This window comes from Polynucleobacter sp. MWH-UH19D (assembly GCF_040409795.1).
Classification (GTDB): Bacteria; Pseudomonadota; Gammaproteobacteria; order Burkholderiales; family Burkholderiaceae; genus Polynucleobacter.
Genome location: NZ_CP099571.1, coordinates 1,328,472 through 1,353,665 on the forward strand (window position 1 = coordinate 1,328,472; position 25,194 = coordinate 1,353,665).

Below are 25,194 nucleotides of genomic sequence, written 5' to 3' on the forward strand. Positions count from 1 at the left end.
TTCTTGAGTCATGCCCAATCAGAAACACCACTCGATACTGCGCAGCCTAAGTTATACGGCTATGTTACTCAGCTTGATCGCCTGCGAGCGCGAGACCTATACGAGCTGGAACTGTCAATCAAGCAGTGAAACCAAAATTCCCATGGTGTTAAGAAAGGCACAGATGGAATTTCAGGGTCTAGAACTCAAATATTGTGGCAGCCTTGGAGACCAAAGTTACTTTGACCAAACTTGCGCAAAATAAACCGAACAATCCAATACTGTTTTCTCCCCCAAAACTGGCGCACTACTGCGACAAGACAAAGCTTACCAATGTGTCGCCTTATAAACCTTATCACTGACTTTCATGGACGGCTCACAATAAAGTCAATCCCAAAAAATTACTGCTTAGCAAATGGACCGCAGCTCAACCAATTGCCAAGCAAAAGCATTTTTTAGTAACTAAGGTCATTACACCAGAGGATCCTAAAGAGAAGATTGAGTTCGTAGAAATCGAAGCAATCTATAGTAAAAAAGTTCGTCAAATTGCATGGCGCGAACTTATGAACAGCGAAGAATGGTCACAAGGGTGGAAATAAAAAAACCGCCTTAATACCAATGGCAATTAAGGCGGTTTAGCTTGCAAGAAATAGTCTAATTACTTAATGCCTTACTCATCGCCCTTTTTCTTGCTGCCAGCAGGTCTCTTGACCATACCTTCAATATTTTTTTCTGCTGCATCAGCCACTTCATTCACAATGCGGCGACCTTCTTTAAACATCTTTTGACCTGCTGCCGACATCTCATTTACTACTTTAGATAACTTATCAGCATGAACTGGCACCTTGCTCTCGGCATCCTCCAGCCAAGTTACTAGGGAGCTACGAACTTTTTCAAGATGTTTCTCTGTTTCATCCGCAGCGCCCTCCCCCAAATCCTTCAAAACAGCTTTCACCTTTTTTTGATAAGCGGCTGCGCGTTTAGCCGCCTCTTTAGCGGCCTCTTCTTGCAAACTTTTGAGTTTAGCTAGGTCATTTTTTGCTGCTGACTTTGCGCTATCTAAGGCATTTTTCATACCCCATTCAATTTCAGCCATATGGTGATCGCTGAGTTTCTTGGCCGCCTCTAATAGAGTATGGGAATAATCAAATAATTCTTTGGCTTTTTCACGTTGCCATTTTTGTAAATCTTTTGCATCCATGTTGAACTCCAATCATCCTGTGGTTAAGGGGTTTATGACAGCTTACCTATCCACTCTATACCGAAATGGACAGGCTGCCAATGCCTTCAATATCCCACAAATTTAAGGCATTAAAATGACGTTATGACTGCAAGAAAAAGCATTTACGAAACCATTGGGGGTGTCGACAAAATAGATGAATTAGTCGACCGGTTCTACGATTTAATGGCCTTAGAGCCCCAGTTTCAAGGAATTCGGTCCATGCACCCCCAGGATTTATCCACCTCGAGAGAAAAGTTAAAGTTTTTCCTAACTGGGTGGATGGGCGGCCCTGATATCTACTCACCCAAGTATGGACACCCCATGCTGCGCGCTAGGCATTTACCTTTCAAGATTGGCGTTCATGAGCGCGACCAATGGCTTGCTTGCATGTATCGCGCAATGGAAGATTGTGGCATTGAAGGCAATATTGCAAAACAACTAGAAGAGTCATTCTTCAACACTGCAAATTGGATGCGCAATCAAGCACCCTAATCTAACTTTGCTCCTGCCTGCTTGACTGCTCTAGCCCACTTTGGCATTTCAGCAGCAAGATACTTGGTAAATTGCTCGGGATTTAAATAAGCTGGATCAGCACCTTGATCAATCATTCGCTTCTGTATCTCAGGGGATTCTAAAGTTTCTTTAAATGCATGACTTAACTGGCTTGCCACTTCTGGTGGCGTTCCTTTAGGAGCAAGGATTCCATAAAACCCGACAACTTCCAGATTGGCTACGCCGGTTTCAGCTACTGTTGGCGTATTAGGTAGCGCGGCATTCCGTTTGGCACTGGTCACCGCCAACGCTTTTACCTTACCTTGTTTTGCATAGATTGCTGCCTGAGGAACAGACTCCGCCATAAATTGCACATGCCCTGCAATTAAATCTGTAAATGCGGGCGCACTTCCTTTAAATGGAATATGCACCATGAAAATACCAGTTTCATTTTTTAACATCTCAGGGACAAGATGTGAAATACCGCCATTACCTGCAGAGCCATAATTCAATTTACCTGGATTAGCTTTTGCATAGGCAACAAATTCTTTTAAACTACTTACAGGAACATCCTTATTAACAATTAGCGCCAATGGTTGCTGGGCCGTTCTCGCAATCGGCTGAAAATCCTTTAATGTTTCATAGGGTGATTTTGAATAGATTGCTGGATTAATTACCATGGTCCCTGTATTGGCCAGCAACACGGTATATCCATCTGCAGGAGCTTGCATTACATACTGAGCACCTACTGCGCCACCTGCACCAGCCTTGTAATCTACGATGACTGGCTGACCCAAAATAGATTGCAGCTTGTCAATCAATAAACGAATATGTGCATCTAATGGCCCACCCGCAGGAAAACCAATAATGATCTTGATAGGTTTTTCGGGATATGCAGCGTGCACCCCATAGAATGGAATAGAGAGGCTAGTTACTAAAAACAATGTCCTGATAATTTGTATGGGCTTAAGCAACATAAAAGTAATCTGCATTCAGTTAAGTTAGATACACTTCATCTTAATGCGACTTATGAAAAATCAAAAATAATGGAAAACGCCTTGCAACTATTGAGTGACCCCAATGCTTGGGTAGCATTTTTAACGCTTTCCGCGCTAGAAATTGTATTGGGCATAGACAATATTATTTTCATTAGCGTTATTGCCAATCGCCTGCCAATTGAAATTCGGGAAAAAGTTCGTCGTTTTGGTCTACTTTTCGCCCTCGCAACTCGAGTCCTATTGCTACTCAGCTTGTCGTGGGTCATGAGCTTAACCGAACCGCTCATTACCATTTCAGAAAATCCAATTAGCGGAAGAGACCTGATCTTATTATTAGGCGGCTTCTTCCTCATTTGGAAAGCCTCTAAAGAAATCTATACCGAAGTAGAAGTTGGAGATCACGGCCTAGATGACATCACTGGAAATACGGACAATACAAACAAATCACTGTTCAGTTTATTTGTGGGCTCTATCGTACAAATTGGCTTGCTCGATATTATCTTTTCATTAGACAGTGTGATTACTGCTGTGGGCATGGTGGATCAAATTAGCATCATGATTACTGCGGTGATTTTCTCCATTGTCATTATGCTCATCGCAGCCAAACCAATTGGAGACTTTGTACATCGCCATCCTTCAATTAAAGTTTTAGCTTTATCGTTTTTAACGATAGTTGGAGTGGTGCTCATAGCTGAGGGCATGGGCATGCACATTCCTAAAGGCTATGTTTATGTAGCAATGGGCTTTTCACTAGCGGTCGAGCTTCTCAATATTCGCTCAAGAGAAAAGAAAAAACGTAAAGCATGAACGTAAACGCTTTTTGAGAAAGTCTCTAAAGGGCTTTTGCGCAAGCATGGCCGCTAGCCCATGCCCACTGAAAATTGTGGCCGCCTAAATGACCAGTCACGTCAACACATTCGCCAATAAAATATAAGCCTTGATGCTTGCGCGACATCATGGTCTGACTATCTAAGTCTTTAGTACTGACGCCGCCCAACATTACCTCAGCCTTTTTCCAGCCCAAAGTGCCAGCTGGCTTTATTGACCAATCCGTTAAAAGATTCTTTAGTGCTTGACGATCCTTTTTGGATACTTCGGCCCACTTTCGCCCCATTAATCCACATTGCTCTGCAAAAGCTTTTGCAAGGCGCTGTGGCATTAGAGAAGCTAGCATAGTTTCCGTCAACTTCAAGCGCTGATCATGATCACCAAATAAGTCATCACAACGAATCGCTCCTGACTGATCAGAATTTGCAAGCCAATCAATTCGTATTGGCTCACCTTCAATCCAATAGCTACTTGCCTGCAAAATAGCAGGCCCTGAAAGTCCTTTATGGGTAATCAAGACATCTTCATGAAAACGACAACCACCATAGCGAATGCCTTTGAGCCCAGACTCAATACCGATGGAAACACTTAATCCGGCTAACTCTTGAAGATAGTCAAATGCATCTGCAGTAAACGATAGCGGTACTAATGCAGGTCGAGGCTCAACCACAGCCAATTCAAATTGTTTTGCAATGTCTAATGAATAGGCACTTGCTCCAATAGCAGGCACAGGCAATCCACCTGTTGCCATCACTAACGATTGAGCTTGCTCCATACCAGCACTGGTTTGTACTAACCAACCATTAGCCTCTTGAACAATCGACTTTACAGTTACCGGATGGCGGATGGTGACGTTACCGCGTGCACACTCGGCCATTAGCATTTCTACAATCTGCATTGCCGAATCATCACAAAAAAGTTGTCCTTGATGTTTCTCGTGATAAGCAATTCGATATGAGTGAACCAGCTTAATGAATTCTGTAGCTGGATATCTGGCTAAAGCACTTTTAACAAAATGAGGATTAAGCGATAAAAAATTCGCTGGGCCACTATGTAAATTCGTGAAATTACACCGACCGCCGCCACTAATACGAATCTTTTCACCCAGCGTAGAGGCGTGATCTAAAACTAAGACCTTTTTACCAAGTTGACCAGATACACCCGCACAAAACAAGCCTGCAGCCCCACCGCCAACGATGATGGCATCCCATGCCTTACGCATCAGGGCATGCCCTACTCAATGCGGTCAATGATCTCAGGGGAAACATTGAGTTTTTTCATGTGCAGTCTTGTGTATGCCTGGCGAAAATTTCTGGTCATCGAAATCATGACTGATGCAGTCCAGGCAAAAGAAAACATGCCGGAGAAAGCAATAATCACCGCCAACATTTTCCAACCATTTGGCAAGATGTCTTCCATAAACCCCATAGCGGTATAAGTGCTGCCACTAAACAAAATACTTTGACCTAACTCTGGCAATAACTTGAAGCCATAAAGTGCAAAGCCCCAAAGCAGAATCTCTGCGATGTGCGTTAAAAATAAATAAAACACGCTGATGTAAAAACAAAGTCCAACCTCAGAATAACGCTTATCGGCAAGATAAATTAATGTTTTTACTTCATATCGTTTTGCAATCTGCAGCAATAGTGCCCCATGAAATACCATAATCACCAAAAGCATCACTCCACCTAAGAGGTATCCAGGCAGATCCATAGCGGTAGCAATGCTTGTATGAGTGGGATTCATAATGAGATAAAAAGTATTTTTAGTATTTTACCGAGCTGAGGGCATTAAATTGGACCGCTTAGATCAATTGATACCAATCTGCAATGATCTTCCAGGCCTCTTGAGCAGTTTCTACAAAGCGAATGGCCTTCATATCCACTTCGTCTATAACGCCAAATTTCACCATGGCTTCAAAGTTCACCATCTCATTCCAAAAAGATTTGCCGACCAGTATGACTGGGATGCTAACAACCTTCTTGGTTTGAATCAGGGTTAGCACTTCAAACAACTCATCAAAAGAGCCAAAGCCTCCAGGGTAAGCTACGATCGCTCTAGCTCGCAACATAAAGTGCATCTTACGAAGAGCAAAGTAATGAAAGCGAAAACTTAATCCCGGGCTAATATAAGGATTGGGGTGCTGCTCTCTAGGCAAGCTAATATTAAATCCAATTGTTTCATCCCCGGCCTCAAAAGCGCCACGATTGGCGGCTTCCATAATGCCGGGACCACCACCAGTGCAGATGTGTAATTTATTAGCACTCTCTTTTTGTGTTTTGTTATATGAGGCAACTATTGAACCGAACTCTCTAGCGGATTCATAGTATTGACTATGTAGCAAAGCCTTTTTTGCATCCGCAGTTTCCTGAGGGGTCTTTGCTTCACTTACTAAACTCTCCGCCTTCTCGCGACTCACAAATCGCGTAGAACCAAAGACAGTAATTGTGTGATCAATACCATGTTCTTTTAAAAGGATTTCTGGTTTGAGCAGTTCCAGTTCAAAACGAATACCGATCGTTTCTCTACGCGACAAAAATGCTTCATCATTAAAAGCAAATTTATAAGAATCAACGGACTCTTGTTCAGAGACCTGGTCTTTATGCAGGTTCAGAAACTCAGTAATAGTCTGCGCATTGTTTATGGGGAGCTTAGGGCTCATATATAGCCTTCAATATAAATGTGATCCGATCTTACTATCTATGCATCACAAAAATCAGTATTAATACCTAGTTTAGCCCAGTAAATCAAGGGCTAAGCGTCAACGAGCATTTACCACGACGCCAAGTAGAGTTAAGATGGATGCAATTTCAACCAAAACGAAGGAAACCCCCATGAGCAATCGTTCACTCATCATTATGGTGCTTGTATTAATTGGTGCCACCGCCTACCTACTTTTAAAGGGTGATGGCGATATTGATATGGGCGGTGAAAAGCATGGTGCTGAAGCAACTCATGTGGAAGAGAAAAAAGATGCTTCCGCAGCTCCTGCTGCCCCTGCTGCTCCAGCAGCAGCCCCTGCCGCTGACGCTAAGAAGTAATATTCTTTCGCACACTAAAACCGCGGTTCGCCGCGGTTTTTTTATCTTGATCGCATGAAAAAATTTCTTTTTTACCTTGCACTCTATTCTTTTTCAACTTTTTGTTACTGCCAACCTACTCGCACCATGAACACAATCAACGCAAGCATGCTTTCCTCATTTGCACCAACAGGGACTCTAAGGGTCGGCATTAATCTTGGCAACCCGATCCTGGCAGGTGAAAATAGTGCAACCCGCCAACTTCAAGGCATAACGATTGATATTGCCCACGAAATTGGTCAACGCACTGGATTGCCTGTTGAGCTGATTCCATTTAAAACCGCTGGCAATACAGTGGATGCCGTAAAAACTGGAGATATTGATCTAGTCTTTGTTGCCATTGATCCAATTCGAGGCGCCGATATTAGCTATACACCCCCCTATATTCAGATTGAGGGAGCGTACATGGTAAAGGTGACCTCTCCAATTACAGCAAATGAACAGGTTGATGTAGTAGGAAATGAAATCGTGGTTGGTAAAGGCAGTGCTTACGACCTTTTTCTAACTCGTGAAATAAAAAAAGCAAGTCTATTGCGGGCTGCAAGCTCTCAAGCGGTAGTCGATGACTTCATGTCTGGCAAAGGGAATATAGCAGCGGGAGTAAAACAACAATTAGAGAGCGATGCAAAACGGTATGCTGGATTGCGCATGCTGCCTGGACGCTTTATGGTAATTAATCAAGCAATTGGTATACCGAAAGCGCGGCCAGAATATGAAAGTACCACCGCTTACTTAAGTGAAATCATCAGTCAGCTAAAGCAATCTGGATTTGTGGCGCAGGCAATGCAACGACACCAAATTGAAGGCGCTAAAGTAGCAGAATAGAAACTAGCATACGTACGAGTGGAGTCGCTCTGGAATAATCACATTCTTCCAGCTCAACTCTTCTCGGATACATTGGGCAAGCACTGAGGCTGACTCTGGCTCCCCATGAACAACAAAAACAGTCTTTGGAGGCGACTTAAAGCCCTGCAACCAATCGAGCAAACCCGCCTGGTCAGCATGAGCTGAGAGTCCACCAATAGTGTGTATTGAAGCTCTCACTGCAACCTCCTCACCAAACAACTTTACCTTAGCGACTTTATCAACCAGGCGTCTACCCAGACTTCCATATGCCTGAAAGCCAGTAATGACTATGGCATTTTGAGCCCTAGGCAAGTTATTTGCTAAGTGGTGCACGATTCGCCCAGCATCACACATACCACTAGCTGAAATAATAATGGCGCCCCCCTTAATCTTATTGAGCGCCTTTGATTCTTCAACATCCGCAATAAACCGCAGGTCTACTGCACTAAGATTATTTTTGTACCAACTGAAGGTTGACTGCGAATGCGAGTCTAATTGCGAGAAAAAATGTTCAGTTAACTGTGTTGCAGCGGTTGCCATAGGTGAGTCTACCCACACAGATAAGTGCGGCAGCAATCCTCTTCTCACTAAGTCGATCAGAATGAATAAAATTTCTTGGGTGCGACCTACCGCAAATGCAGGAATAATCACATTACCCTGATTGGCCATAGTTGTTTTGATTACTTCAACAAATTCAGCTTCAGTTTCACCTAGGCCTCGATGTAATCGATCACCATAGGTTGACTCAATCACCACCACATCTGCCGCTGCTATCAAATCTGGATCGGGCATTAACACCTTACCCTTCATACCAATATCACCCGAAAAAACACAACGTTTTTTCGGAAAACCATCTTCTTGAATATCAATCACAGCTATAGCAGATCCTAATATATGACCTGCATTGCGGAACTGTAGATGAATTCCAGGCATGGGCTCACACTCCTGACCATACTCGAGCACTTCAATTTGTTTGAGCGCTAGATCCACTTCTTCCCGCGAATACAAGGCTACTGGCAACTCTCCTCGCCACCTTCCCAATTTCATTTTTCGTTCTGCACGCTCTAAATCCGCCAATTGCAGATGTGCACTATCGGGCAATAAAATTTTTAATAATTCATGGGTGGCTTTAGTACAGTAAATTGAGCCCTTAAAGCCTTGAGCACATAAGCGAGGCAATAGACCGCTGTGATCAATATGAGCGTGCGTCAGCACCACAAAGTCCAAATCATTTGGCGGTATAGGCACTGGCTCTAAATTTTTATTGTCTGCCTCGTGCCCACCCTGAAACATTCCATAGTCCACCATGAAATGTCGCACACTACCAACAAGAGCAGTCTCAACCAACTGTCGAGAACCCGTCACTTCACCCGCTGCACCTAAAAACTGAATCTTCATCTCCCCAGAATACTCTCTCTTACAATTAGCTCAAGCACTCATTCAAGACCATCATGCTGAAATAACTACTATGACAGGTAAGCCAGATACACTCAACGCATTAGGACTGATCTCGCGCCTACGCCGTGCACCCCATGAACATAAGGGCGATGCTGGCAAGGTCATTTTGGTTGGTGGTGCTGCTGGTATGGCCGGAGCCCTCTTGCTAGCAGGCAATGCATCCCTACATCTTGGGGCGGGCTGGACTATCCTCGAAATGTTTGACCCCGCTTCCGCACATGCCGATTGCCAACAGCCTGAGCTCATGATTCGCTTAGTAAACCCAAATCCCATTGAGTCATTAAAGCAAAGTCAACCTGATGCACTTGCAATAGGTCCTGGACTTGGAAGATCTGACTTGGCAACAGAATGGCTCAAAGCCAGTCTTACACATAATGCTGCACTCGTGATTGATGCTGACGCATTAAACCTGATCGCAGATTCCAAAGAATTATTGCAAGCCTTGCAACTTCGCAACCAACACTATCCAAATCAAACTGTTTTAACACCCCACCCTGGAGAGGCGGCAAGACTCTTAGGCCAAACCACAACTGATATTCAGTCAGATCGACTGGGTAGCGTTGAAAAGCTAGTCTCTCTGACCCAATCTATCGTCATTCTTAAAGGGCAACATACTTTAATTGCTGCACCAAATAAAGCACCCCTGCAATGCAAAGATGGCAATCCAGGCATGGGTATTGGCGGAATGGGTGACGTTTTAACAGGTAGCATTAGTGCCATTGCCGCTCAAGGAGTACGTCACAATATAAATCTATGGGAAGCAAGTTGTATCGCCGTTCAATTACATGCTAGTGCTGCGGATAAGCTAGTTCAAAAAGGAACTGGGCCAATTGGCCTGACTCCGTCCGAGACTATTCTGGAAATGCGAAGCATACTAAATAACCTGTTATAAAGCAGCATGCAATCAGCTAGTTCAGCACATCATCACCAACGCCACCTCTATGGTATTTTGATGGCCGCTATTGGCGCCATGTTGTTCTCTGGCAAGGCGGTATTGGTAAAACTCGCCTTTGTCTATGGTGCAAATGCGGAAACCTTGTTGGCCTTACGAATGCTAATGGCCTTTCCTCTATTTCTAGCGATCTTCTGGTGGGAAACTAGACGAAAGCCGATGAACCCCATTACTTGGCGTGATCGCGGAAAACTATTTTTCCTTGGTTTCTTGGGCTACTTTCTTTCAAGCTATGTAGACTTTTTAGGACTTCAATACATCTCCGTCGGTTTGGAGCGTATCGTCCTTTACCTTACACCCACTATCGTTTTATTAATTTCCTACTTTGGCTTGGGCAAATCAATTTCCCGCATGCAGTGGTACGCATTGGTAGTTGGTTACATTGGTGTATTCGTTGTATTTATTCAAGATGCTAGCTCTACAGGATTGCATGCATGGCTAGGAATGCTGCTGGTCTTTGGTAGTGCCTGCAGCTATGCCTTATATATGATTGGCTCTGGCGAAATGGTCAAACGTATTGGCAGCGTACGCTTAGTAGTCTATGCAAGCTCTGCCTCTATGGTCTTTAGCGTCATTCAATCCACGCTTCATAACCCTAGCGCGATTTTTGAACAGGCTCAAGAAATCTATTGGCTCAGCCTTCTTAATGCAAGTTTGTGCACCGTAATTCCCATGCTGTTAATTATGATTGCCATTAATCGGATAGGCTCACCTTTGGCTGCTCAAGCTGGCATACTCGGACCGGTATCGACGATTTTTTTAGGCTACTTTGTATTGTCTGAACCGATTACCAGCATGCAGATCGGCGGCATGATTTTGGTTATCGCCGCAATGTGGTTACTAGTACGCAATGACTCGCCAATAAAAAAGTCGCCAAACTCTCAAAAGTCTGGCGACCTAGACGAGGTTGAACCGCTAAATTGAATTACTGAGCTGCAGCCTCAGCAGCATTGGTCTTTTTCTTAGACTTCTTCTTTGATTTCTTTTCTGCTTTCTTTGGTTGCTTAGCTTGCTTCTTAACTTTCTTGGCCTCTGCTTTGTCGCTTGGAGCGGCTATCGGCGCTGTAGCAGGAGAAGCGGAAGGAGCCACAGCTGGTGCTGGCGCAGGATCGGCGGCACAAACTGAAAGTGGCGACAAAATAATGCTAGCTGATACCAAAGATGCTAGGGTTAAGCGGGCGGTACGTCCAATCATGCGATTCTCCAACAAAATAGATGATGCTTCATGATAACCAAAGTTTAAATACAAATACCAAATCTGTGATTTATGCCAAGTCACTCTGGCCTATCTATGGGCAAATAAAAAGGCCATCGATGATGGCCTTTTTATATTGGACTTTGTCAGCTGTGCTTGCAATAACTTATGCAGGCTGAGGTTGCGCTTCGGTGATCTTCTCCAAAGCTCCAGCAAGATGGTCGACAGTCCGATCCACATGACCAAGCTTCTCCAAACCAAACAAACCGATACGGAAAGTACGGAAATCAGGGCGCTCATCGCATTGCAATGGCACACCTGCCGCAGTCTGCAAACCCAATGCAATAAATTTTTTACCCGACTGAATATCTGGATCTGTGGTGTAGCTCACAACGACACCGGGGGCCTGGAAGCCTTTGGCTGAAACAGAATGGTAACCCTTAGACTCTAAAAGCTTACGCACTTTTTCACCCAACTCTACTTGCTTCGCTTTTAAATGGGCAAAGCCGAGCGACTGAGTTTCCTTCATGACGTTACGTAATATCTTAAGCGCATCGGTAGGCATTGTGGTGTGATAAACGTGACCACCTTTTTCATAAGCTTCCATGATTTGCAACCACTTCTTCAAATCCATAGAAAAGCTGCTACTTTGAGTTGCATCAATACGCTCACGTGCCCGCTCACCCAAAGCAATTAAAGCGCAGCAGGGAGAGCTACTCCAACCTTTTTGAGGCGCAGTAATCACAACGTCTACGTTGCAGGCTTTCATATCCACCCACATTGCACCAGAGGCAATGCAATCCAACACAAATAATCCATTTACAGAACGAACTGCCTCGCCCACTGCTTTAATGTAGTCATCTGGCAAGATAATTCCAGCAGATGTTTCAACGTGAGGTGCAAACACTACGGCCGGCTTTTCTTTTTTAATGAATGCAACAACTTCTTCAATAGGAGCCGGTGCAAATACGCCTTGAGCAGCATTCTCTAGCTGACGACCCTTGAGCACGGAGATATCACTAGTGATATGGTCTAACTCAAAAATTTGGGTCCAACGATAACTAAACCAACCATTGCGCAATACTAAGCATTTTTGATTGTTAGCAAATTGGCGCGCAACCGCTTCCATTCCAAAAGTACCGCTTCCTGGAACAATAACGGCTGAACTTGCGTTGTATGCATCTTTCAATACACTAGAGATATCAACCATCACACGCTTAAACTCTTCGGACATGTGATTCAATGAGCGGTCGGTATAGACTACTGAGAACTCTAGCAATCCATCTGGATCAACATTGGGAAGTAAGCCTGGCATAGTAATTTCCTAGGAATTTCTGTGAATAGCCCTAAATGATACCGATTTACCCATTTATTGCACCGCAACCAAGACAATCTTGATTAATTTGTCGATTTTTAAGGGGTGAGTGCGCTAAAACTAGATGGGTCCTACTCTAATCAGCGCCAAACTGTAGGCTATTCTTTTGGCGTTTCTCAACAGCATTTTTTAGCAAAGCCGTCATTCGATAGAAGCCATGAGCAAACTTGCTATAGGGCATCGTTAGAAATAAAGCCATCACGAAACCCAAATGCAGAATCAAAAGTAAAGCCATTGCTGGGGTATCGCGATAAACCAATAAAGCTAGACCAGAAGCGCTAATTAAAAATAGTAGTGCAATAAATGCTCTATCCATTGGCTTTTGACTAGCATCACCATGTGCGGAATTTCTTCGTAAATTCAAATACAGCAAACCCGCTGGACCAATTAATAAGCCGATGCCGCCTAAAATACCCAGCAGCACTGGCAAACTAGTCACACTATAAGGTGCATGCAAATGAAAAACATAGTGATAAACCGTCGCTACACTCGTCGCAGCAAAGCACAGCATAAATCCATAAAAGGTGAAATGGTGGAAACGCTTTCTCCATAGAGAAAAAGCATCATCTTCGTTATTGCAACCCTCCCCATGCCCACCACCAAGATATTTCAAAGTCAATACATCATGAGTGGCTTCGGCCACTGCATTACCTGAAATAGATCCAGGTGTGATCTCACACCAAAACCGTATTAATCCAATCGTTATTGCCAGCAAAGAAAAACTAAATACTGCGCCAAACATCAAGGCTAAAGTATTGTGTGAAAAAACTGCATAGAAATTTCCGCCTGCGGATGCCGATGAAAGCGTGCCGTTTAATAAGGCGCTCAGTATCAAGAAAAAACAGATTGAAATGGCAGTCACCAAAGACAACAACAAACCATTCTTTTTATATAAGGAACCAAATGTTTTTGGCCAAGCATAGGCCATGTACGTTTCTTTTCGAACCTGAGCCATTACTTGCGGAATATTGACACCAAACTCATGTGGCGGAGCATATTGGCAAGCATGCAGACAAGCGCCACAGTTGTGACATAAATTTGCCAAATAATTAACTACGCTTGGAGTAAATTCAATCCGCCTGGTCATTGCTGGAAATACCGCACAAAAACCTTCGCAATACCGACAGGCATTACAGATCTGCAGCATACGATCTGCCTCGGATTCTGGAGTAGTCATTTGACCCTGGGCTTCTTTAATCAGCGCATTAAGTGCTTGCATGTGCAAACTCCATTGGTTTTTTTGTTGCTGCTAGTGCAACTTGTGCAGCTTGCACTCCAGCAGCGCGACCAAAAACAGTGCCAATTGCCATGCCGATACCAGCTGCGTAACCCTTGCCTAAAACATTGCCCGCCATCATCTCGCCAGCGACAAATAAATTTGAGCTAGGTACATTATTAAAGCGGACGGCGGCAGTTTCATCCGTCTTTAAACCTAGATAGGTAAATGTTACGCCAGGGCGAACGGCGTATCCATAAAATGGTCCTTGATCAATCGGCAAAGCCCAATGCGTTTTCGCGGGCTCAATACCTTCCGTATGGCAATCATCCAAAATCGTATGATCAAAAGTACCTACCCTACAAGCTGCGTTGTAAGCCGAAATGGTTTTTACAAGAGCGCCAGAATCAAGACCCAATTTATTGGCTAATTCTTCAAGAGAATCGGCTTTCTCACCAGGAAAAACAGGAGGCATAAATCGTCCGAGCACTTTTGAATCAATGATCGAGTAACCAATCTGACCCGGTTGTTGTGCTACCAACCTCCCCCAAAAAGCATAACGCTTAGGCCAAAAATCTTCACCTTCATCTGAGAAACGTTGTCCATTTTTATTCACAACAATTCCAAATGAAACCGCATCAATACGAGTACAAATGCCGCCATCATATAGCGGGGCACGAGCATCAATTGCAACCATATGAGCTTGCATTGGATCGCTAACTGAATCCGCACCCAACTCAATCAGCTGTTTCAGCAGTACACCTTGGTTATATCGTGTTCCACGAATTAAAAAGTTTTCCGCAGGAGATTCGCCATGGTTGTTTACGCCCCATGCCTCTTTAAGCCATTCGCGATTCGACTCAAATCCCCCAGCAGCCATCACGCATGTTTTTGCCTGAATACGTTCATTACCAACATACGCCGCAACAAATTTACCGTTTTGAATTTCTACAGAAGATACGGGCGACTCATATCGAATCTGCACACCTAATTTTTCTGCACTGCGATAGTAAGCATTAACCAATGCTTTACCGCCCCCCATAAAAAATGCATTGGTGCGTGAGAGATTTAAGGTGCCTGATAGTGGTGGCTGAAAACGAACGCCATGATGTTGCATCCACTGGCGACATTGCGATGAAGCGCGGATCACGTAACGAGCTAATTGCTCATCGGTATGGCCACTAGTGACTTTTAAAACGTCCTGCCAATATTCTTCCTCAGGATAGGATTCCAGCATCACGTCTTCAGGATGATCGTGCATTGCACGAATATTGCGGGTGTGCGAAGAATTGCCGCCACGCCACTCTTTTGGCGCAGCTTCCAAAAGCAGCACGCTAGCGCCAGCCTCCCTAGCCATCAAAGCAGCACAGAGAGCAGCATTACCGCCACCAATTACTAGAACATCGACCATGAAGCTTTTAGAGGAAAAGAAAATACTTTACTGTTTTTTTGACTTATTTACCTAGACCGAAATCAATTCTGAAGAGATCGACCCTTGGTTGAGGATACCCAGATACCCAGCACAATTAAAGCAAACGCAATCCCGTGGAAAAGTTGTGGCGGCTCACCCAACATGGCAGCAGATAATAATGCGGTAAATAAAGGAATGAAGTTAGCAAAAAATGCAGCGGCAGTCGGGCCTGCGCCACTCACTCCTAGTCCCCAGCAACGATAAGCAATCAAAGATGGGCCAATTGCGACAAACAGAATTAGTGAACTAGTCCATAGATTGATCTCAAGATGAGCATGCCCCAGCGCAATTTCAAAGCCATCAAAAAAACTGGTCCATAACAGACCTACCAATACCTGCGCCATCAAGAAATCAGCCCATGGCCAACGTTGTTCGGTGCTAGGACCTGGTCGACTTAGCATCCAACTGTAAAAAGCCCACAAAATTGTGGCCAACATAATTAATAAATCACCCGCCACCATTTGCATCGAAAGTAATGCAGATAAATCACCCCTGGTTAATACAATTGCCACACCGATTAATGAAACAACTGCGCCTAACAATTGCAAAAGACTTGGCTTGACTTGATACCAGACCGCACCAATCAATAACATCCAAATTGGCATACTCGCGCCAATAAGAGTGACATTAATTGCACTGGAGGTTTGCAAAGCTAAGTAGAGCAATACGTTATAGCTCCCAACCCCAAATAGCCCTAAGAGTACAAAACGTTTTTTGTTTTGCCACAAAGGGCTTTGGGGCTTAAATACTCGCCAACCAAAAGGCAATAACAGCAAAGCAGCCAAGCCCCAGCGCGCGGCACTGAGGGTAATCGGCGAAACACTACCCACCAAAAGACGTCCCGCAATGGCATTACCTGCCCACAGGGCTGTAGCAATTAGTAAATAGGCGGCGGTAGCAAAAGTCAGTTTAGGCATTTAGGGTGGGTGGATTGGGTGCAACACAACATTTTAGAAACAATTCCCTGGTATTGCTAAGATAGAGCTAAATGAGAAGCATGCAAATACATTTGAAGGATTGATTGTGCCAGTAATTACCAATATCGAAGACCTGCGGGTTCTTCACAAAAAACGTACTCCCAAGATGTTTTATGACTACGCAGACTCTGGATCTTGGACTGAGTCTACTTATCGCGCCAACGAATCTGACTTTCAGAAAATTAAATTACGTCAACGTGTGGCCGTTGATATGACGAATCGAACAACCAAAACGAAAATGGTTGGGCAAGATGTCGCTATGCCAGTAGCACTTGCGCCAACTGGACTCACCGGCATGCAACATGCGGATGGAGAAATTTTGGCTGCAAGAGCTGCGGAAAAATTTGGTGTGCCATTTTGTCTTTCAACAATGAGCATTTGCTCTATTGAGGATGTTGCGGAGCGCACTACAAAACCATTTTGGTTTCAGCTATATGTGATGAAAGATCGTGGCTTCATTGAGCGCTTAATTGAACGTGCTAAAGCAGCAAAATGCTCTGCTCTCGTCTTAACTCTAGATCTGCAAATTCTTGGTCAACGCCATAAAGATCTGAAAAATGGTCTATCTGCTCCGCCAAAGTTAACCATTGCCAATATGATCAATATGGCTACCAAACCACGCTGGTGCCTAGGTATGGCGATGACGCCACGCAGAACCTTTAGAAATATTGTTGGCCATGCCACAGGCGTAGGCAATATGTCATCACTCTCTTCCTGGACTGCTGAGCAATTTGATCCTGGCCTTAATTGGGGTGATGTGGAGTGGATTAAAAAACTCTGGGGTGGAAAACTCATCATCAAAGGCATCTTGGATGAAGATGATGCAAGATCGGCAGCCAACTCTGGAGCGGATGCATTGATCGTCTCTAATCACGGTGGTCGCCAACTCGATGGTGCAGTCTCTAGTATTCAGGCACTGCCTGGAATTGTGGATGCAGTTGGTAAAGATATTGAAGTCTGGATGGATGGCGGTATCCGCTCAGGCCAAGATGTTCTTAAAGCCTGGGCACTAGGTGCTCGCGGCACGATGATCGGTCGACCATTCCTGTATGGACTAGGAGCAATGGGTGAGGCCGGCGTAACAAAATGCCTTGAGCTCATTCATAATGAGTTGGATATCACCATGGCCTTTACTGGTCATCGAGACATTCAGAACGTCACCAAAGACATTTTGTACCCAGGCACTTTCTAAAGCCACTAGAGCATTTAGCGCCTCGCCTTCAATCCCGCCGGGGGATGCCCTGCTTCGGCTGTTACAGGGTCAAAACCTCTCAATCAGGCCATGGCAATTCCCTAGTCTTGCTATTGTTAATGATATTGATTATCATTAACAATAAGTGAACTTAAGTTATTTTTTTCAATATGACCAAAAGCAAATATCACCCTGCCTCCATCTTTCTTCATTGGCTCGTATTTATTTTGGTAATAGCAGCCTTTATTACCATTGAATTAAAAAGCCAGTTTCCAAAGGGAAGTGAGCTCCGTGAGCTTTGTAAATCTATTCATGGTGTATTCGGTCAGTTGATTTTTTTGGCAATGATTCTTCGTCTAGCCATCCGCAATATCTATGGTGTACCTGAGCCAACGAATCCCATCCCCTTATTTACCCGTCTAGCGAAAGCAATGCATTATTTGCTTTACGCTCTGCTGCTAATTTCCCCTATTTTTGGCATTCTTTACTTCCAATATGCAGGCAAGGAAATTCATTTCTTTGGTCTAGTCTGGCCACAGTTTGTTACACCAAACCCAGAAATGAAGAAAACTGTTGAGGGCATTCATGAGTTTTTAGGTAATTCGCTTTACTTCCTGATTGGGATTCATGCATTAGCGGGTTTATGGCAACATTACATCCTGAAAGATGATTCTCTGCGGAGAATGTTGAATAAAAGTAAATCGCTCGCGTAAGGATTGATTCCGATGAAACCACTCTCTAAAAAAGCCAAGATGGCTGTGGGTTGGACTGTATTAATGACTGTAGTGGGTACGGCAATGCTGCATCAATGGCAATTCTTTGCTATGGGTTTAGCATCCCTAGCGCTCCTACTAATCGCCAATCACTATGATCTCCTCAAAGATCCTGAGGATAAAAACAAATAAGCCCCGGGCAAAAGTAAGGGGTGTTTATTTCGGGCGTTTATTTCTCTTGCTTTGCTTTTTTCAAATGAGCACCAAACTGCTCACGAATGCATTTTGACAGCGCACTAAATTCAGCAAGATGAGCAGTCGAGGATCTTGCAACCAAGGCAATCACCCTTTTTGGTGCTGGTGCACTCATTGCCTTAGCAATGAGGTCTGTGTTTTTTAAAATACTGCTTTTCACTGCCATCTCTGGCAACAAGGCGATACCAAAACCGGACTCTACCATTTGCAATAAAGTTAATAGGCTAGTTGCCTCCATGCTTTCATCCTTGCGAATATCTACTTTCTTGCAAGCCTGCAAACTATGCTCACGCAAGCAATGCCCTTCCTCAAGCAGCAAAAGTCTTTCTGCCATTTTTGCTGGAAGTGTGACCTCTTTTCCTTTAAGCGCAGGATCCCCTCGTCTAGCAACTAACCAAAAACCGTCATCAAATAATTCCTCCACAAGCAAACCGCTCACATCATAAGGTAAGGCGATGAGCGCAAAATCCAACTTATGGTCAGCGATTCTGGAAAGCAAGTTTGCGGTTAAATCCTCGCGCAAAGTAATCTTTAAATTTGGAAACCGATCACGCACTTCAGGCAATACAGCAGGCAGTAAGAATGGGGCGATAGTGGGAATCACGCCAAGTCTTATGGTAGCTGTCATTGGCTTACCAGAGGCGCCCGCATACTCCACTAAATCTTCAGAAGCAGTCAGAATGGTTTTTGCACGTTCGAGCACCTCCATGCCCGCCGGAGTAATGGATACGTTTTGGCGATCACGCTCGACCAATTGAATTCCCAGTCCATCCTCTAACTCTTTTAAGCCCGCACTGAGGGTGGATTGACCAACAAAACAAACCTGGGCTGCTCTTGTGAAATTGAGTTCTTTTGCCAATGCAACGAGATAGGTCAATTGTTTTAGTGAAGGTAAATAAGCCATACCACCCCCTTATCGAATATTTAGATAAATATTAGCATTTCTATTTGCAGAATGATTGACACGATCCAACAAGGAAATCCATCTCCACTTAAAATTACAGGAATAACAAAGGAATTCACATGAAATCATGGCAATGCATCGTATGCGGCTTTATATATGAAGAAGCAAAAGGTTTACCAGAAGATGGAATTGCACCTGGCACAGCTTGGGCTGATATCCCTAAAGATTGGGAATGCCCAGATTGTGGCGTCTCAAAATCAGACTTTGAAATGGTTCAAATCGGCTAAAACCATAACCCATCTTTTGAAACATTGATTTTTTAAATCAGGCATTAAGGGACCCACGTCATGAATCAAAGCAAACCGGAATCCTCTTCCGCCATCATCATTATCGGCAGTGGCTTAGCTGGGTATACCTTGGTCCGCGAAATTCGGAAGATTGATAAGGCTATCCCTATCACCCTGATTACACGAGAGCCTGGTTACTTTTACTCCAAACCAATGCTCTCCACAGCATTTGCAAGCAAAAAAGAAGCTGCTCAACTGATCTCTACAGCAACCGAAGCAATGGCTACTCAACTTGAAATTTCCATACTGCCCCAAACCGATGTGAGCGCAATCGATGTCACCCAAAAACTAGTGGTCTCTAATAAAGGTGAGATTGCTTATGACAAACTTGTCTTGGCGCTAGGCGCAGATCAGATTCGCGTTCCACTGCAGGGCAATGCTGCCCATGAAGTAATGACCGTGAATGATCTTGAAGAGTACGCTCAATTTCGAAATGCAATTAGCAATAAAAAGAAAATTGCAATTCTTGGTGCTGGCTTGATCGGGTGTGAATTCGCTAATGATTTAACGCTTGGTGGCTTTGAAGTTGATGTGATTGATCTTGCGCCGCATGCTTTAGGGCGCCTCATTCCTGAGACGGCTTCATCTACTTTGCAAGCGAAGCTAAGCCAAGCGGGAGTTCGGTGGCACTTTAATACCACCGCACAATCGATTAACCGCACAGGCGATATTCTGGATGTTGCTTTGGCCAATGGATCTAATATCACTTGTGACTTTGTGCTTTCCGCAGTGGGATTAAAACCGAGAGTGGATTTAGCTCAAGCCAGCGGCATTAATACTGGTATTGGCATTCAAGTTAACCGTGAATTACAAACCAACCTCTCTGATATTTACGCATTAGGTGATTGTGCTGAAGTGGAAGGTCTTGTTCTTCCATACGTCATGCCCATCATGCAAGCCGCTAGAGCGCTTGCCCAAACACTTACTGGACAACCTACTGCTTTAAGCTACCCAGCGATGCCAGTGATGGTAAAAACACCGGCTCTACCTACCATCGTATCCCCTCCTGCTAAAGGCATGGATGGCCAATGGAAAACTCAAGAAGTTGAAAATGGTTTAGAAGCTCGTTTTGAATCTGACGATGGAAAATTACTAGGATTTGTTTTGATGGGCTCGGCAACTACCCAGCGTGCAGCGCTTAGCAAAGAACTCCCCCCTATTCTTGCTTAAGTCTTTTTGATCTCATGTCGTAGAGATCAATGAAATAATAAGGCCCGCTAAGCGGGCCTTATTAACGATCAATATAACAACCAATAAACTCGATTAAGAAACAATCACAAACCAAGTAGTGTTATGAGATTGAGCAACCATCAAGAACAACATTGGCACAGAAAGCAAGGTGTTCAAGCGTGAAGTCAACATGGCTACGCGAGCAGATTTAGCCTTTACATCCGCATCTACAGTAACGATGCCGAGAGCACGTTTCTGATTTGGCCAAATAATGAACCAAACATTAAACGCCATTACTAATGCAATCCACATACCTAAGCCAATTGCACGAAATGGTGCTTGCAATGTAAAAGCTTGGTGGGCATAACCGCTCAATACAGCAATAATCAAGCCACTCAAAACAGTAAATAGAGCTGCATAACGGAACCAGAACAATGCTGTTGGGGCAATCACTTTGCCGATCGCTGGCTTTTGCTCATCAGGAATCTTTGGCATAGAAGGAATTTGCACAAAGTTAAAGTACCAAAGCAAACCAATCCACATAACACCAAACATTACGTGCAACCAACGAAATACAAATGGCAATTCAGCAGAGTTGAAGTTGCCGCCCAAAGCGAAAATAATCAATACGAGAAGCACAAAACCAGCAAGCACAGTGCGTCCCAATGAAGACAAGATTGAAGCCATGAATGGATCTCCTATATATAAAAATGCGTTCTAACTATAAACGATTCTTCTAATTTTGTTTGGCAGAGGAAATTTTTGAAAATCTGCACCAAAATAGCAAGCTAGATAGTGACTTCAGCCATTTTCAAGGGCAAAATCTCTAAAAATTGACTAATTAAAACAACGAGACGCCGCTTATGACCCAATCTAGATTATTGCGAGCAATTGGATGCCTATCCTTGCTTTGCATCGCACATATTTCCATTGACGCTTTCGCACAAGAATTCCCTCCAAAAAAGACCATCACGATTGTGGTTGGCTTTGCTCCAGGCGGCTCAGCTGATAGTGCGGCACGCGTTATTGCTAAAAAGCTTAGCGAAGATCTAGGTCAAAATGTAATTGTTGATAACAAACCTGGTGCTGGTGGCAATATTGCTCACGCGTATACCGCGACTGCGCCCGCTGATGGCTCTGTGATTTTGTTTGGCTCTATTGGCCCACTATCAATCGCGCCCCATCTCATGAAACTGCCATACGATCCCCAAAAAGATCTGGCACCGCTGACGATGGGCGTCACATTCCCAAATGTCTTAGTAGTCATTCCAGAACTTGGGGTTAAGAATTTCAAAGAATATGTTGCTCTAGCCAAAAAGAACCCGGGCAAAATTACTTATGCCTCAACAGGAAGCGGTTCTGCGTCTCACTTACAAGGTGAGCTCTTGAACGTACGTGCGGATATCGATACTGTGCACGTGCCATACAAGGGCGGCAGCCCTGCCATGGTTGATCTGTTGGGTGGCCGAGTTTCCTCATACTATTCAGCACTTGCGACAGCTGACCCCTACATTAAAAATGGCAAGCTCATTCCAATCGCTACAACTGGATTAAAGCGTGCGCCTACATTACCTAATGTACCTACGATTGCTGAATCAGGATATCCTGGTTTTGATGCAAGTAACTGGTACGCATTTGTTGCGCCAGGAAAAACGCCTGATGTCATCTTAGAGAAATGGAACAAAGCTTTAGTAGCTGCACTCAAAGACAAAACAACCAACGCCCAACTGGCAGAACACGGCCTCACGCCAAACCCAGGCAGCAGAGAGGATCTGCAGAAATATATCGCCAGTCAATCTGCGATGTGGGGAAAAATTATTGCTGATAGAAAAATCACCGCTGAGTAAACACGCAGCGGTGATATAAGTAAAGCTGAACAGTTCTTTATTGAGCTGTCCAGCCTCCATCCATATTCCACGCTACCCCTCTCACCTCTGATGCATCAGGTCCACATAAAAATACCGCCAATGCTGCAAGCTGTTCTGGAGTAACAAACTGACCAGAAGGCTGCTTCTCAGATACCAAAGCAATCTTAGCGGCTTCATTTGAAATGCCTTCACGCTCCGCACGGGCGTCAACTTGCTTTTGTACCAACGGTGTCAGTACCCAACCAGGGCAAATTGCGTTACAAGTAATACCAGTACGCGCATTTTCAAGAGCGGTTACTTTTGTTAAACCAATAATCCCGTGTTTAGCAGCAACATAAGCCGCTTTTTGTGTTGATGCAACCAAGCCATGCACTGATGCAATATTAATAATACGACCCCAGTTGCGTTTTTTCATACCAGGCAAAGCATGATGCGTTGTATGAAATGCCGAGCTTAAATTGATCGCAATGATTGCATCCCATTTATCCGTTGGAAATTCTTCAATACTTGCCGTGTGCTGAATACCAGCGTTATTCACCAGAATATCCAATGAACCAAAACGCTTTTCTGTCTGCTGAATGAGGTCTTTAATTTCCGCGGGCTTACTCATATCGGCGCCGTGATAATCGACCTCTACTCCACACGCCTTGATCTTGGCAATTGCCTCATCTCTTTCACCAAAACCATTCGCCATAATGTTGGCGCCCTGCTTGGCCAACGCAATCGCCATTCCAAGACCAATGCCGCTTGTTGAACCTGTAACTAGCGCTGTTTTACCTTTTAAAGAAGACATATAAACTCTCTCAAGAAATTAAGTGAACAAAATAAACAATATCAAATCAAATGCAGCCAATGGCCAAGTTGATGCCAAAAACTCTCAGGCACCAGTGTAAGCAACCAGGTCATGGTTAAATAACGCAACAATTTCCCAATAAACATATAAATTAAACAAGGCTTCCAAGCCAATTTAAGCCATCCTGCTGCCAAACATAATGGATCCCCAAATCCAGGCAGCCAGGAAAGCAGCAAAATTTTTGGACCCCAATCTTCCAACCACGCTTTAAGCTTAGTATTTTTAGGCTCTCCAACGGACTTCATCCCTTGACGCGCAATATATCCAAGCCACCAGTCGAGCATACCGCCCAGGGTGTTGCCAATAGTTGCCACCATGATGGCCACCCAAAACAACTGTGGGTTTAAGCTGATGTAACCAAATAAGATTGGCTCTGATCCAAGCGGTATTAAGGTTGCAGAAACAAAAGCGCTAATAAAGACAGCAGGTAAACCTACTGATGGCATGCCAAACCATGCAAAAAAGTGCTGAAGTGCTTGTTCTATCAAGCAAAAACTCCGGATTTTTTCAAAACAAGGCCGCTTTCATATTGAATGATCTCATTTTAAGCTCAAGCATGCTGAGGCATTCCTCCTGAATTTCAATTCTTGCTTAAACTAATGGTTTGCACTGAATAGCTATAGAACATCACCATGAATCACCCCATCCCCAAGCCAGATCAATATCAAGATATGCGTGAAGCGTTGCGCGACCTATGTGGCAGTTTTGATTCTGCATATTGGCAAAAAATTGATCACGAGCGTGACTATCCTGAGGCCTTTGTTGATGCGATGGCAAACGCGGGCTGGTTAGCAGCCTTGATTCCAGAAGAATATGGTGGCTCTGGTCTCGGTTTAGCTGAAGCCTCAGTCATCATGGAGGAAATTAACTTCTCCGGCGGTAATGCTGGTTCTTGCCATGGTCAGATGTACAACATGGGTACGTTATTACGCCATGGATCTGAAACACAAAAGAAACTCTATCTCCCCAAAATTGCAACTGGCGAATTACGTCTACAAACCATGGCTGTTACTGAGCCAACTACAGGAACTGACACAACCAAGCTTAAAACTACCGCTGTTAAAAAAAGTGATAAGTATGTTGTGAATGGTCAGAAGGTCTGGATCTCTCGTATTCAGCACTCTGACTTAATGATTCTCCTGGCAAGGACTACGCCACTTGCGGAAGTAACCAAAAAATCTGAAGGCATGTCAATTTTTATTGTTGATCTTAAAGAAGCAATCGGCAAAGGCATGACAATTCAACCAATCGCTAATATGGTGAATCATGAAACTAATGAGGTCTTCTTTGATAACCTAGAGATTCCTGCGGAGAACTTAATTGGCGAAGAAGGCAAAGGCTTTAAATACATCCTTGATGGACTTAATGCTGAGCGTACTTTGATTGCTGCTGAATGTATTGGTGATGCCTACTGGTTTGTGGATAAAGCGCGCCGCTATGCCAATGAGCGTGTAGTCTTTGATCGCCCGATTGGCAAAAACCAAGGCATACAGTTCCCGATTGCAGACTCTTATATCGAGACAGAAGCAGCTAACCTCATGCGCTTTAAAGCTTGCAATCTCTTTGATGCAAAAGAGCCTTGTGGCGCCGAAGCCAATATGGCGAAGTATCTAGCGGCTAAAGCTTCATGGGAAGCTGCAAACGTCTGCATACAAACTCATGGTGGATTTGGATTTGCTAATGAGTATGATGTTGAGCGCAAGTTCCGCGAGACACGCCTCTATCAAGTAGCACCGATCTCTACCAACCTCATCTACTCTTATGTGGCTGAGCATATCCTTGGTCTGCCAAGATCTTTCTAAT

The 25,194-nt window shown here is 44.1% G+C and carries 29 protein-coding genes; 14 read left to right on the forward strand and 15 right to left on the reverse strand.

Features of this window, described 5'->3' with window-relative positions; translation table 11 throughout:
• The first annotated feature begins 383 nt into the window (after positions 1-383).
• The gene (locus NHB34_RS06725; RefSeq protein ID WP_353428564.1) at positions 384-578 is read left to right on the forward strand and encodes a TIGR02450 family Trp-rich protein; all 195 of its coding nucleotides are present in this window, start codon (positions 384-386) and stop codon (positions 576-578) included.
• A 71-nt stretch (positions 579-649) separates the two neighbouring features.
• On the opposite strand, the gene NHB34_RS06730 is transcribed toward NHB34_RS06725, so the two are convergent.
• Complete coding sequence (locus NHB34_RS06730; protein ID WP_353426875.1) at positions 650-1,180, reverse strand: hypothetical protein; 531 nt, start codon at positions 1,178-1,180, stop codon at positions 650-652.
• A 123-nt stretch (positions 1,181-1,303) separates the two neighbouring features.
• Here NHB34_RS06730 and NHB34_RS06735 point away from each other — a divergent pair, with 123 nt between their 5' ends.
• Entirely contained in the window at positions 1,304-1,693 is a 390-nt protein-coding gene (locus NHB34_RS06735) for a group II truncated hemoglobin (protein ID WP_353426876.1), read from the forward strand.
• On the opposite strand, the gene NHB34_RS06740 is transcribed toward NHB34_RS06735, so the two are convergent.
• Complete coding sequence (locus NHB34_RS06740) at positions 1,690-2,679, reverse strand: tripartite tricarboxylate transporter substrate binding protein (RefSeq protein WP_353428565.1); 990 nt, start codon at positions 2,677-2,679, stop codon at positions 1,690-1,692. The genes NHB34_RS06735 and NHB34_RS06740 overlap by 4 nt on opposite strands.
• A gap of 60 nt (positions 2,680-2,739) precedes the next feature.
• Between NHB34_RS06740 and NHB34_RS06745 the strand changes: the two genes are divergently transcribed.
• Entirely contained in the window at positions 2,740-3,498 is a 759-nt protein-coding gene (locus NHB34_RS06745; protein ID WP_353426877.1) for a TerC family protein, read from the forward strand.
• 25 nt (positions 3,499-3,523) lie between these two features.
• Here the strand turns inward: NHB34_RS06745 and NHB34_RS06750 are convergent, their stop codons facing one another.
• From NHB34_RS06750 to NHB34_RS06760, 3 genes are read right to left on the reverse strand one after another with little or no spacing between them, the layout of a single operon-like run.
• Positions 3,524-4,741 carry an NAD(P)/FAD-dependent oxidoreductase gene (locus NHB34_RS06750; protein ID WP_353426878.1) on the reverse strand — a complete coding sequence of 406 codons (1,218 nt, stop codon included), beginning with the start codon at positions 4,739-4,741 and terminating at the stop codon, positions 3,524-3,526.
• An 11-nt stretch (positions 4,742-4,752) separates the two neighbouring features.
• Complete coding sequence (locus NHB34_RS06755; RefSeq protein ID WP_353426879.1) at positions 4,753-5,265, reverse strand: hypothetical protein; 513 nt, start codon at positions 5,263-5,265, stop codon at positions 4,753-4,755.
• A 58-nt stretch (positions 5,266-5,323) separates the two neighbouring features.
• The gene (locus tag NHB34_RS06760) at positions 5,324-6,181 is read right to left on the reverse strand and encodes an LOG family protein (protein ID WP_353426880.1); all 858 of its coding nucleotides are present in this window, start codon (positions 6,179-6,181) and stop codon (positions 5,324-5,326) included.
• Between the two features lie 172 nt (positions 6,182-6,353).
• Between NHB34_RS06760 and NHB34_RS06765 the strand changes: the two genes are divergently transcribed.
• Together NHB34_RS06765 and NHB34_RS06770 are read left to right on the forward strand one after the other, a co-directional pair.
• Positions 6,354-6,560 (forward strand): hypothetical protein, encoded by a 207-nt coding sequence (locus NHB34_RS06765; protein WP_353426881.1) that lies wholly within the window; start codon positions 6,354-6,356, stop codon positions 6,558-6,560.
• A 126-nt stretch (positions 6,561-6,686) separates the two neighbouring features.
• Positions 6,687-7,424: an ABC transporter substrate-binding protein gene (locus NHB34_RS06770; protein WP_353426882.1), complete on the forward strand. Its 738-nt coding sequence runs from the start codon at positions 6,687-6,689 to the stop codon at positions 7,422-7,424.
• Between the two features lie 3 nt (positions 7,425-7,427).
• Here NHB34_RS06770 and NHB34_RS06775 read toward each other — a convergent pair whose 3' ends face one another.
• Positions 7,428-8,843, reverse strand: coding sequence for an MBL fold metallo-hydrolase (locus tag NHB34_RS06775; protein ID WP_353426883.1), 1,416 nt, complete (start codon positions 8,841-8,843; stop codon positions 7,428-7,430).
• A gap of 70 nt (positions 8,844-8,913) precedes the next feature.
• On the opposite strand from NHB34_RS06775, the gene NHB34_RS06780 reads away from it, so the two are divergent.
• On the forward strand, positions 8,914-9,795 hold the full coding sequence (locus tag NHB34_RS06780) for an NAD(P)H-hydrate dehydratase (RefSeq protein WP_353426884.1): 882 nt from the start codon (positions 8,914-8,916) through the stop codon (positions 9,793-9,795).
• A gap of 6 nt (positions 9,796-9,801) precedes the next feature.
• The gene (locus tag NHB34_RS06785; protein WP_353426885.1) at positions 9,802-10,779 is read left to right on the forward strand and encodes a DMT family transporter; all 978 of its coding nucleotides are present in this window, start codon (positions 9,802-9,804) and stop codon (positions 10,777-10,779) included.
• Between the two features lies 1 nt (position 10,780).
• Here NHB34_RS06785 and NHB34_RS06790 read toward each other — a convergent pair whose 3' ends face one another.
• From NHB34_RS06790 to NHB34_RS06810, 5 genes are all read right to left on the reverse strand, one after another.
• Positions 10,781-11,050 carry a protein tyrosine phosphatase gene (locus tag NHB34_RS06790; protein ID WP_353426886.1) on the reverse strand — a complete coding sequence of 90 codons (270 nt, stop codon included), beginning with the start codon at positions 11,048-11,050 and terminating at the stop codon, positions 10,781-10,783.
• 166 nt (positions 11,051-11,216) lie between these two features.
• Positions 11,217-12,365 carry an aminotransferase class V-fold PLP-dependent enzyme gene (locus tag NHB34_RS06795; RefSeq protein ID WP_353426887.1) on the reverse strand — a complete coding sequence of 383 codons (1,149 nt, stop codon included), beginning with the start codon at positions 12,363-12,365 and terminating at the stop codon, positions 11,217-11,219.
• 136 nt (positions 12,366-12,501) lie between these two features.
• Positions 12,502-13,644 (reverse strand): tricarballylate utilization 4Fe-4S protein TcuB, encoded by a 1,143-nt coding sequence (gene tcuB / locus NHB34_RS06800; protein ID WP_353426888.1) that lies wholly within the window; start codon positions 13,642-13,644, stop codon positions 12,502-12,504.
• Positions 13,631-15,052 carry an FAD-dependent tricarballylate dehydrogenase TcuA gene (gene tcuA / locus NHB34_RS06805; protein WP_353426889.1) on the reverse strand — a complete coding sequence of 474 codons (1,422 nt, stop codon included), beginning with the start codon at positions 15,050-15,052 and terminating at the stop codon, positions 13,631-13,633. The genes tcuB and tcuA overlap by 14 nt, the downstream gene beginning before the upstream one ends.
• Positions 15,053-15,114: 62 nt before the next feature.
• Positions 15,115-16,029: a DMT family transporter gene (locus NHB34_RS06810; RefSeq protein WP_353426891.1), complete on the reverse strand. Its 915-nt coding sequence runs from the start codon at positions 16,027-16,029 to the stop codon at positions 15,115-15,117.
• Between the two features lie 106 nt (positions 16,030-16,135).
• Here NHB34_RS06810 and NHB34_RS06815 point away from each other — a divergent pair, with 106 nt between their 5' ends.
• The 3 genes from NHB34_RS06815 to NHB34_RS06825 all read left to right on the forward strand — a co-directional run bounded on the left by NHB34_RS06815 (position 16,136) and on the right by NHB34_RS06825 (position 18,186).
• Positions 16,136-17,281: an alpha-hydroxy acid oxidase gene (locus NHB34_RS06815; protein ID WP_353426893.1), complete on the forward strand. Its 1,146-nt coding sequence runs from the start codon at positions 16,136-16,138 to the stop codon at positions 17,279-17,281.
• A gap of 170 nt (positions 17,282-17,451) precedes the next feature.
• The gene (locus NHB34_RS06820; RefSeq protein ID WP_353426894.1) at positions 17,452-17,994 is read left to right on the forward strand and encodes a cytochrome b; all 543 of its coding nucleotides are present in this window, start codon (positions 17,452-17,454) and stop codon (positions 17,992-17,994) included.
• A 12-nt stretch (positions 17,995-18,006) separates the two neighbouring features.
• Positions 18,007-18,186 (forward strand): hypothetical protein, encoded by a 180-nt coding sequence (locus NHB34_RS06825; protein WP_353426895.1) that lies wholly within the window; start codon positions 18,007-18,009, stop codon positions 18,184-18,186.
• A 37-nt stretch (positions 18,187-18,223) separates the two neighbouring features.
• On the opposite strand, the gene NHB34_RS06830 is transcribed toward NHB34_RS06825, so the two are convergent.
• Positions 18,224-19,153 carry a LysR substrate-binding domain-containing protein gene (locus NHB34_RS06830; RefSeq protein ID WP_353426896.1) on the reverse strand — a complete coding sequence of 310 codons (930 nt, stop codon included), beginning with the start codon at positions 19,151-19,153 and terminating at the stop codon, positions 18,224-18,226.
• 119 nt (positions 19,154-19,272) lie between these two features.
• On the opposite strand from NHB34_RS06830, the gene NHB34_RS06835 reads away from it, so the two are divergent.
• Both NHB34_RS06835 and NHB34_RS06840 read left to right on the forward strand, forming a co-directional pair.
• Positions 19,273-19,440 (forward strand): rubredoxin, encoded by a 168-nt coding sequence (locus NHB34_RS06835; RefSeq protein WP_353426897.1) that lies wholly within the window; start codon positions 19,273-19,275, stop codon positions 19,438-19,440.
• Between the two features lie 60 nt (positions 19,441-19,500).
• Positions 19,501-20,670 carry an FAD-dependent oxidoreductase gene (locus NHB34_RS06840; RefSeq protein ID WP_353426898.1) on the forward strand — a complete coding sequence of 390 codons (1,170 nt, stop codon included), beginning with the start codon at positions 19,501-19,503 and terminating at the stop codon, positions 20,668-20,670.
• A 93-nt stretch (positions 20,671-20,763) separates the two neighbouring features.
• On the opposite strand, the gene NHB34_RS06845 is transcribed toward NHB34_RS06840, so the two are convergent.
• On the reverse strand, positions 20,764-21,357 hold the full coding sequence (locus tag NHB34_RS06845) for a urate hydroxylase PuuD (protein WP_353426899.1): 594 nt from the start codon (positions 21,355-21,357) through the stop codon (positions 20,764-20,766).
• A 176-nt stretch (positions 21,358-21,533) separates the two neighbouring features.
• Here NHB34_RS06845 and NHB34_RS06850 point away from each other — a divergent pair, with 176 nt between their 5' ends.
• Positions 21,534-22,517 carry a tripartite tricarboxylate transporter substrate binding protein gene (locus NHB34_RS06850; protein WP_353426900.1) on the forward strand — a complete coding sequence of 328 codons (984 nt, stop codon included), beginning with the start codon at positions 21,534-21,536 and terminating at the stop codon, positions 22,515-22,517.
• A 37-nt stretch (positions 22,518-22,554) separates the two neighbouring features.
• Here the strand turns inward: NHB34_RS06850 and NHB34_RS06855 are convergent, their stop codons facing one another.
• Complete coding sequence (locus tag NHB34_RS06855) at positions 22,555-23,331, reverse strand: 3-hydroxybutyrate dehydrogenase (RefSeq protein WP_353426901.1); 777 nt, start codon at positions 23,329-23,331, stop codon at positions 22,555-22,557.
• Between the two features lie 41 nt (positions 23,332-23,372).
• Positions 23,373-23,876, reverse strand: coding sequence for a YqaA family protein (locus NHB34_RS06860; RefSeq protein WP_353428566.1), 504 nt, complete (start codon positions 23,874-23,876; stop codon positions 23,373-23,375).
• Positions 23,877-24,023: 147 nt separating this feature from the next.
• Here NHB34_RS06860 and NHB34_RS06865 point away from each other — a divergent pair, with 147 nt between their 5' ends.
• The gene (locus tag NHB34_RS06865; RefSeq protein WP_353426902.1) at positions 24,024-25,193 is read left to right on the forward strand and encodes an acyl-CoA dehydrogenase family protein; all 1,170 of its coding nucleotides are present in this window, start codon (positions 24,024-24,026) and stop codon (positions 25,191-25,193) included.
• The last annotated feature ends 1 nt before the right edge of the window (position 25,194 follow it).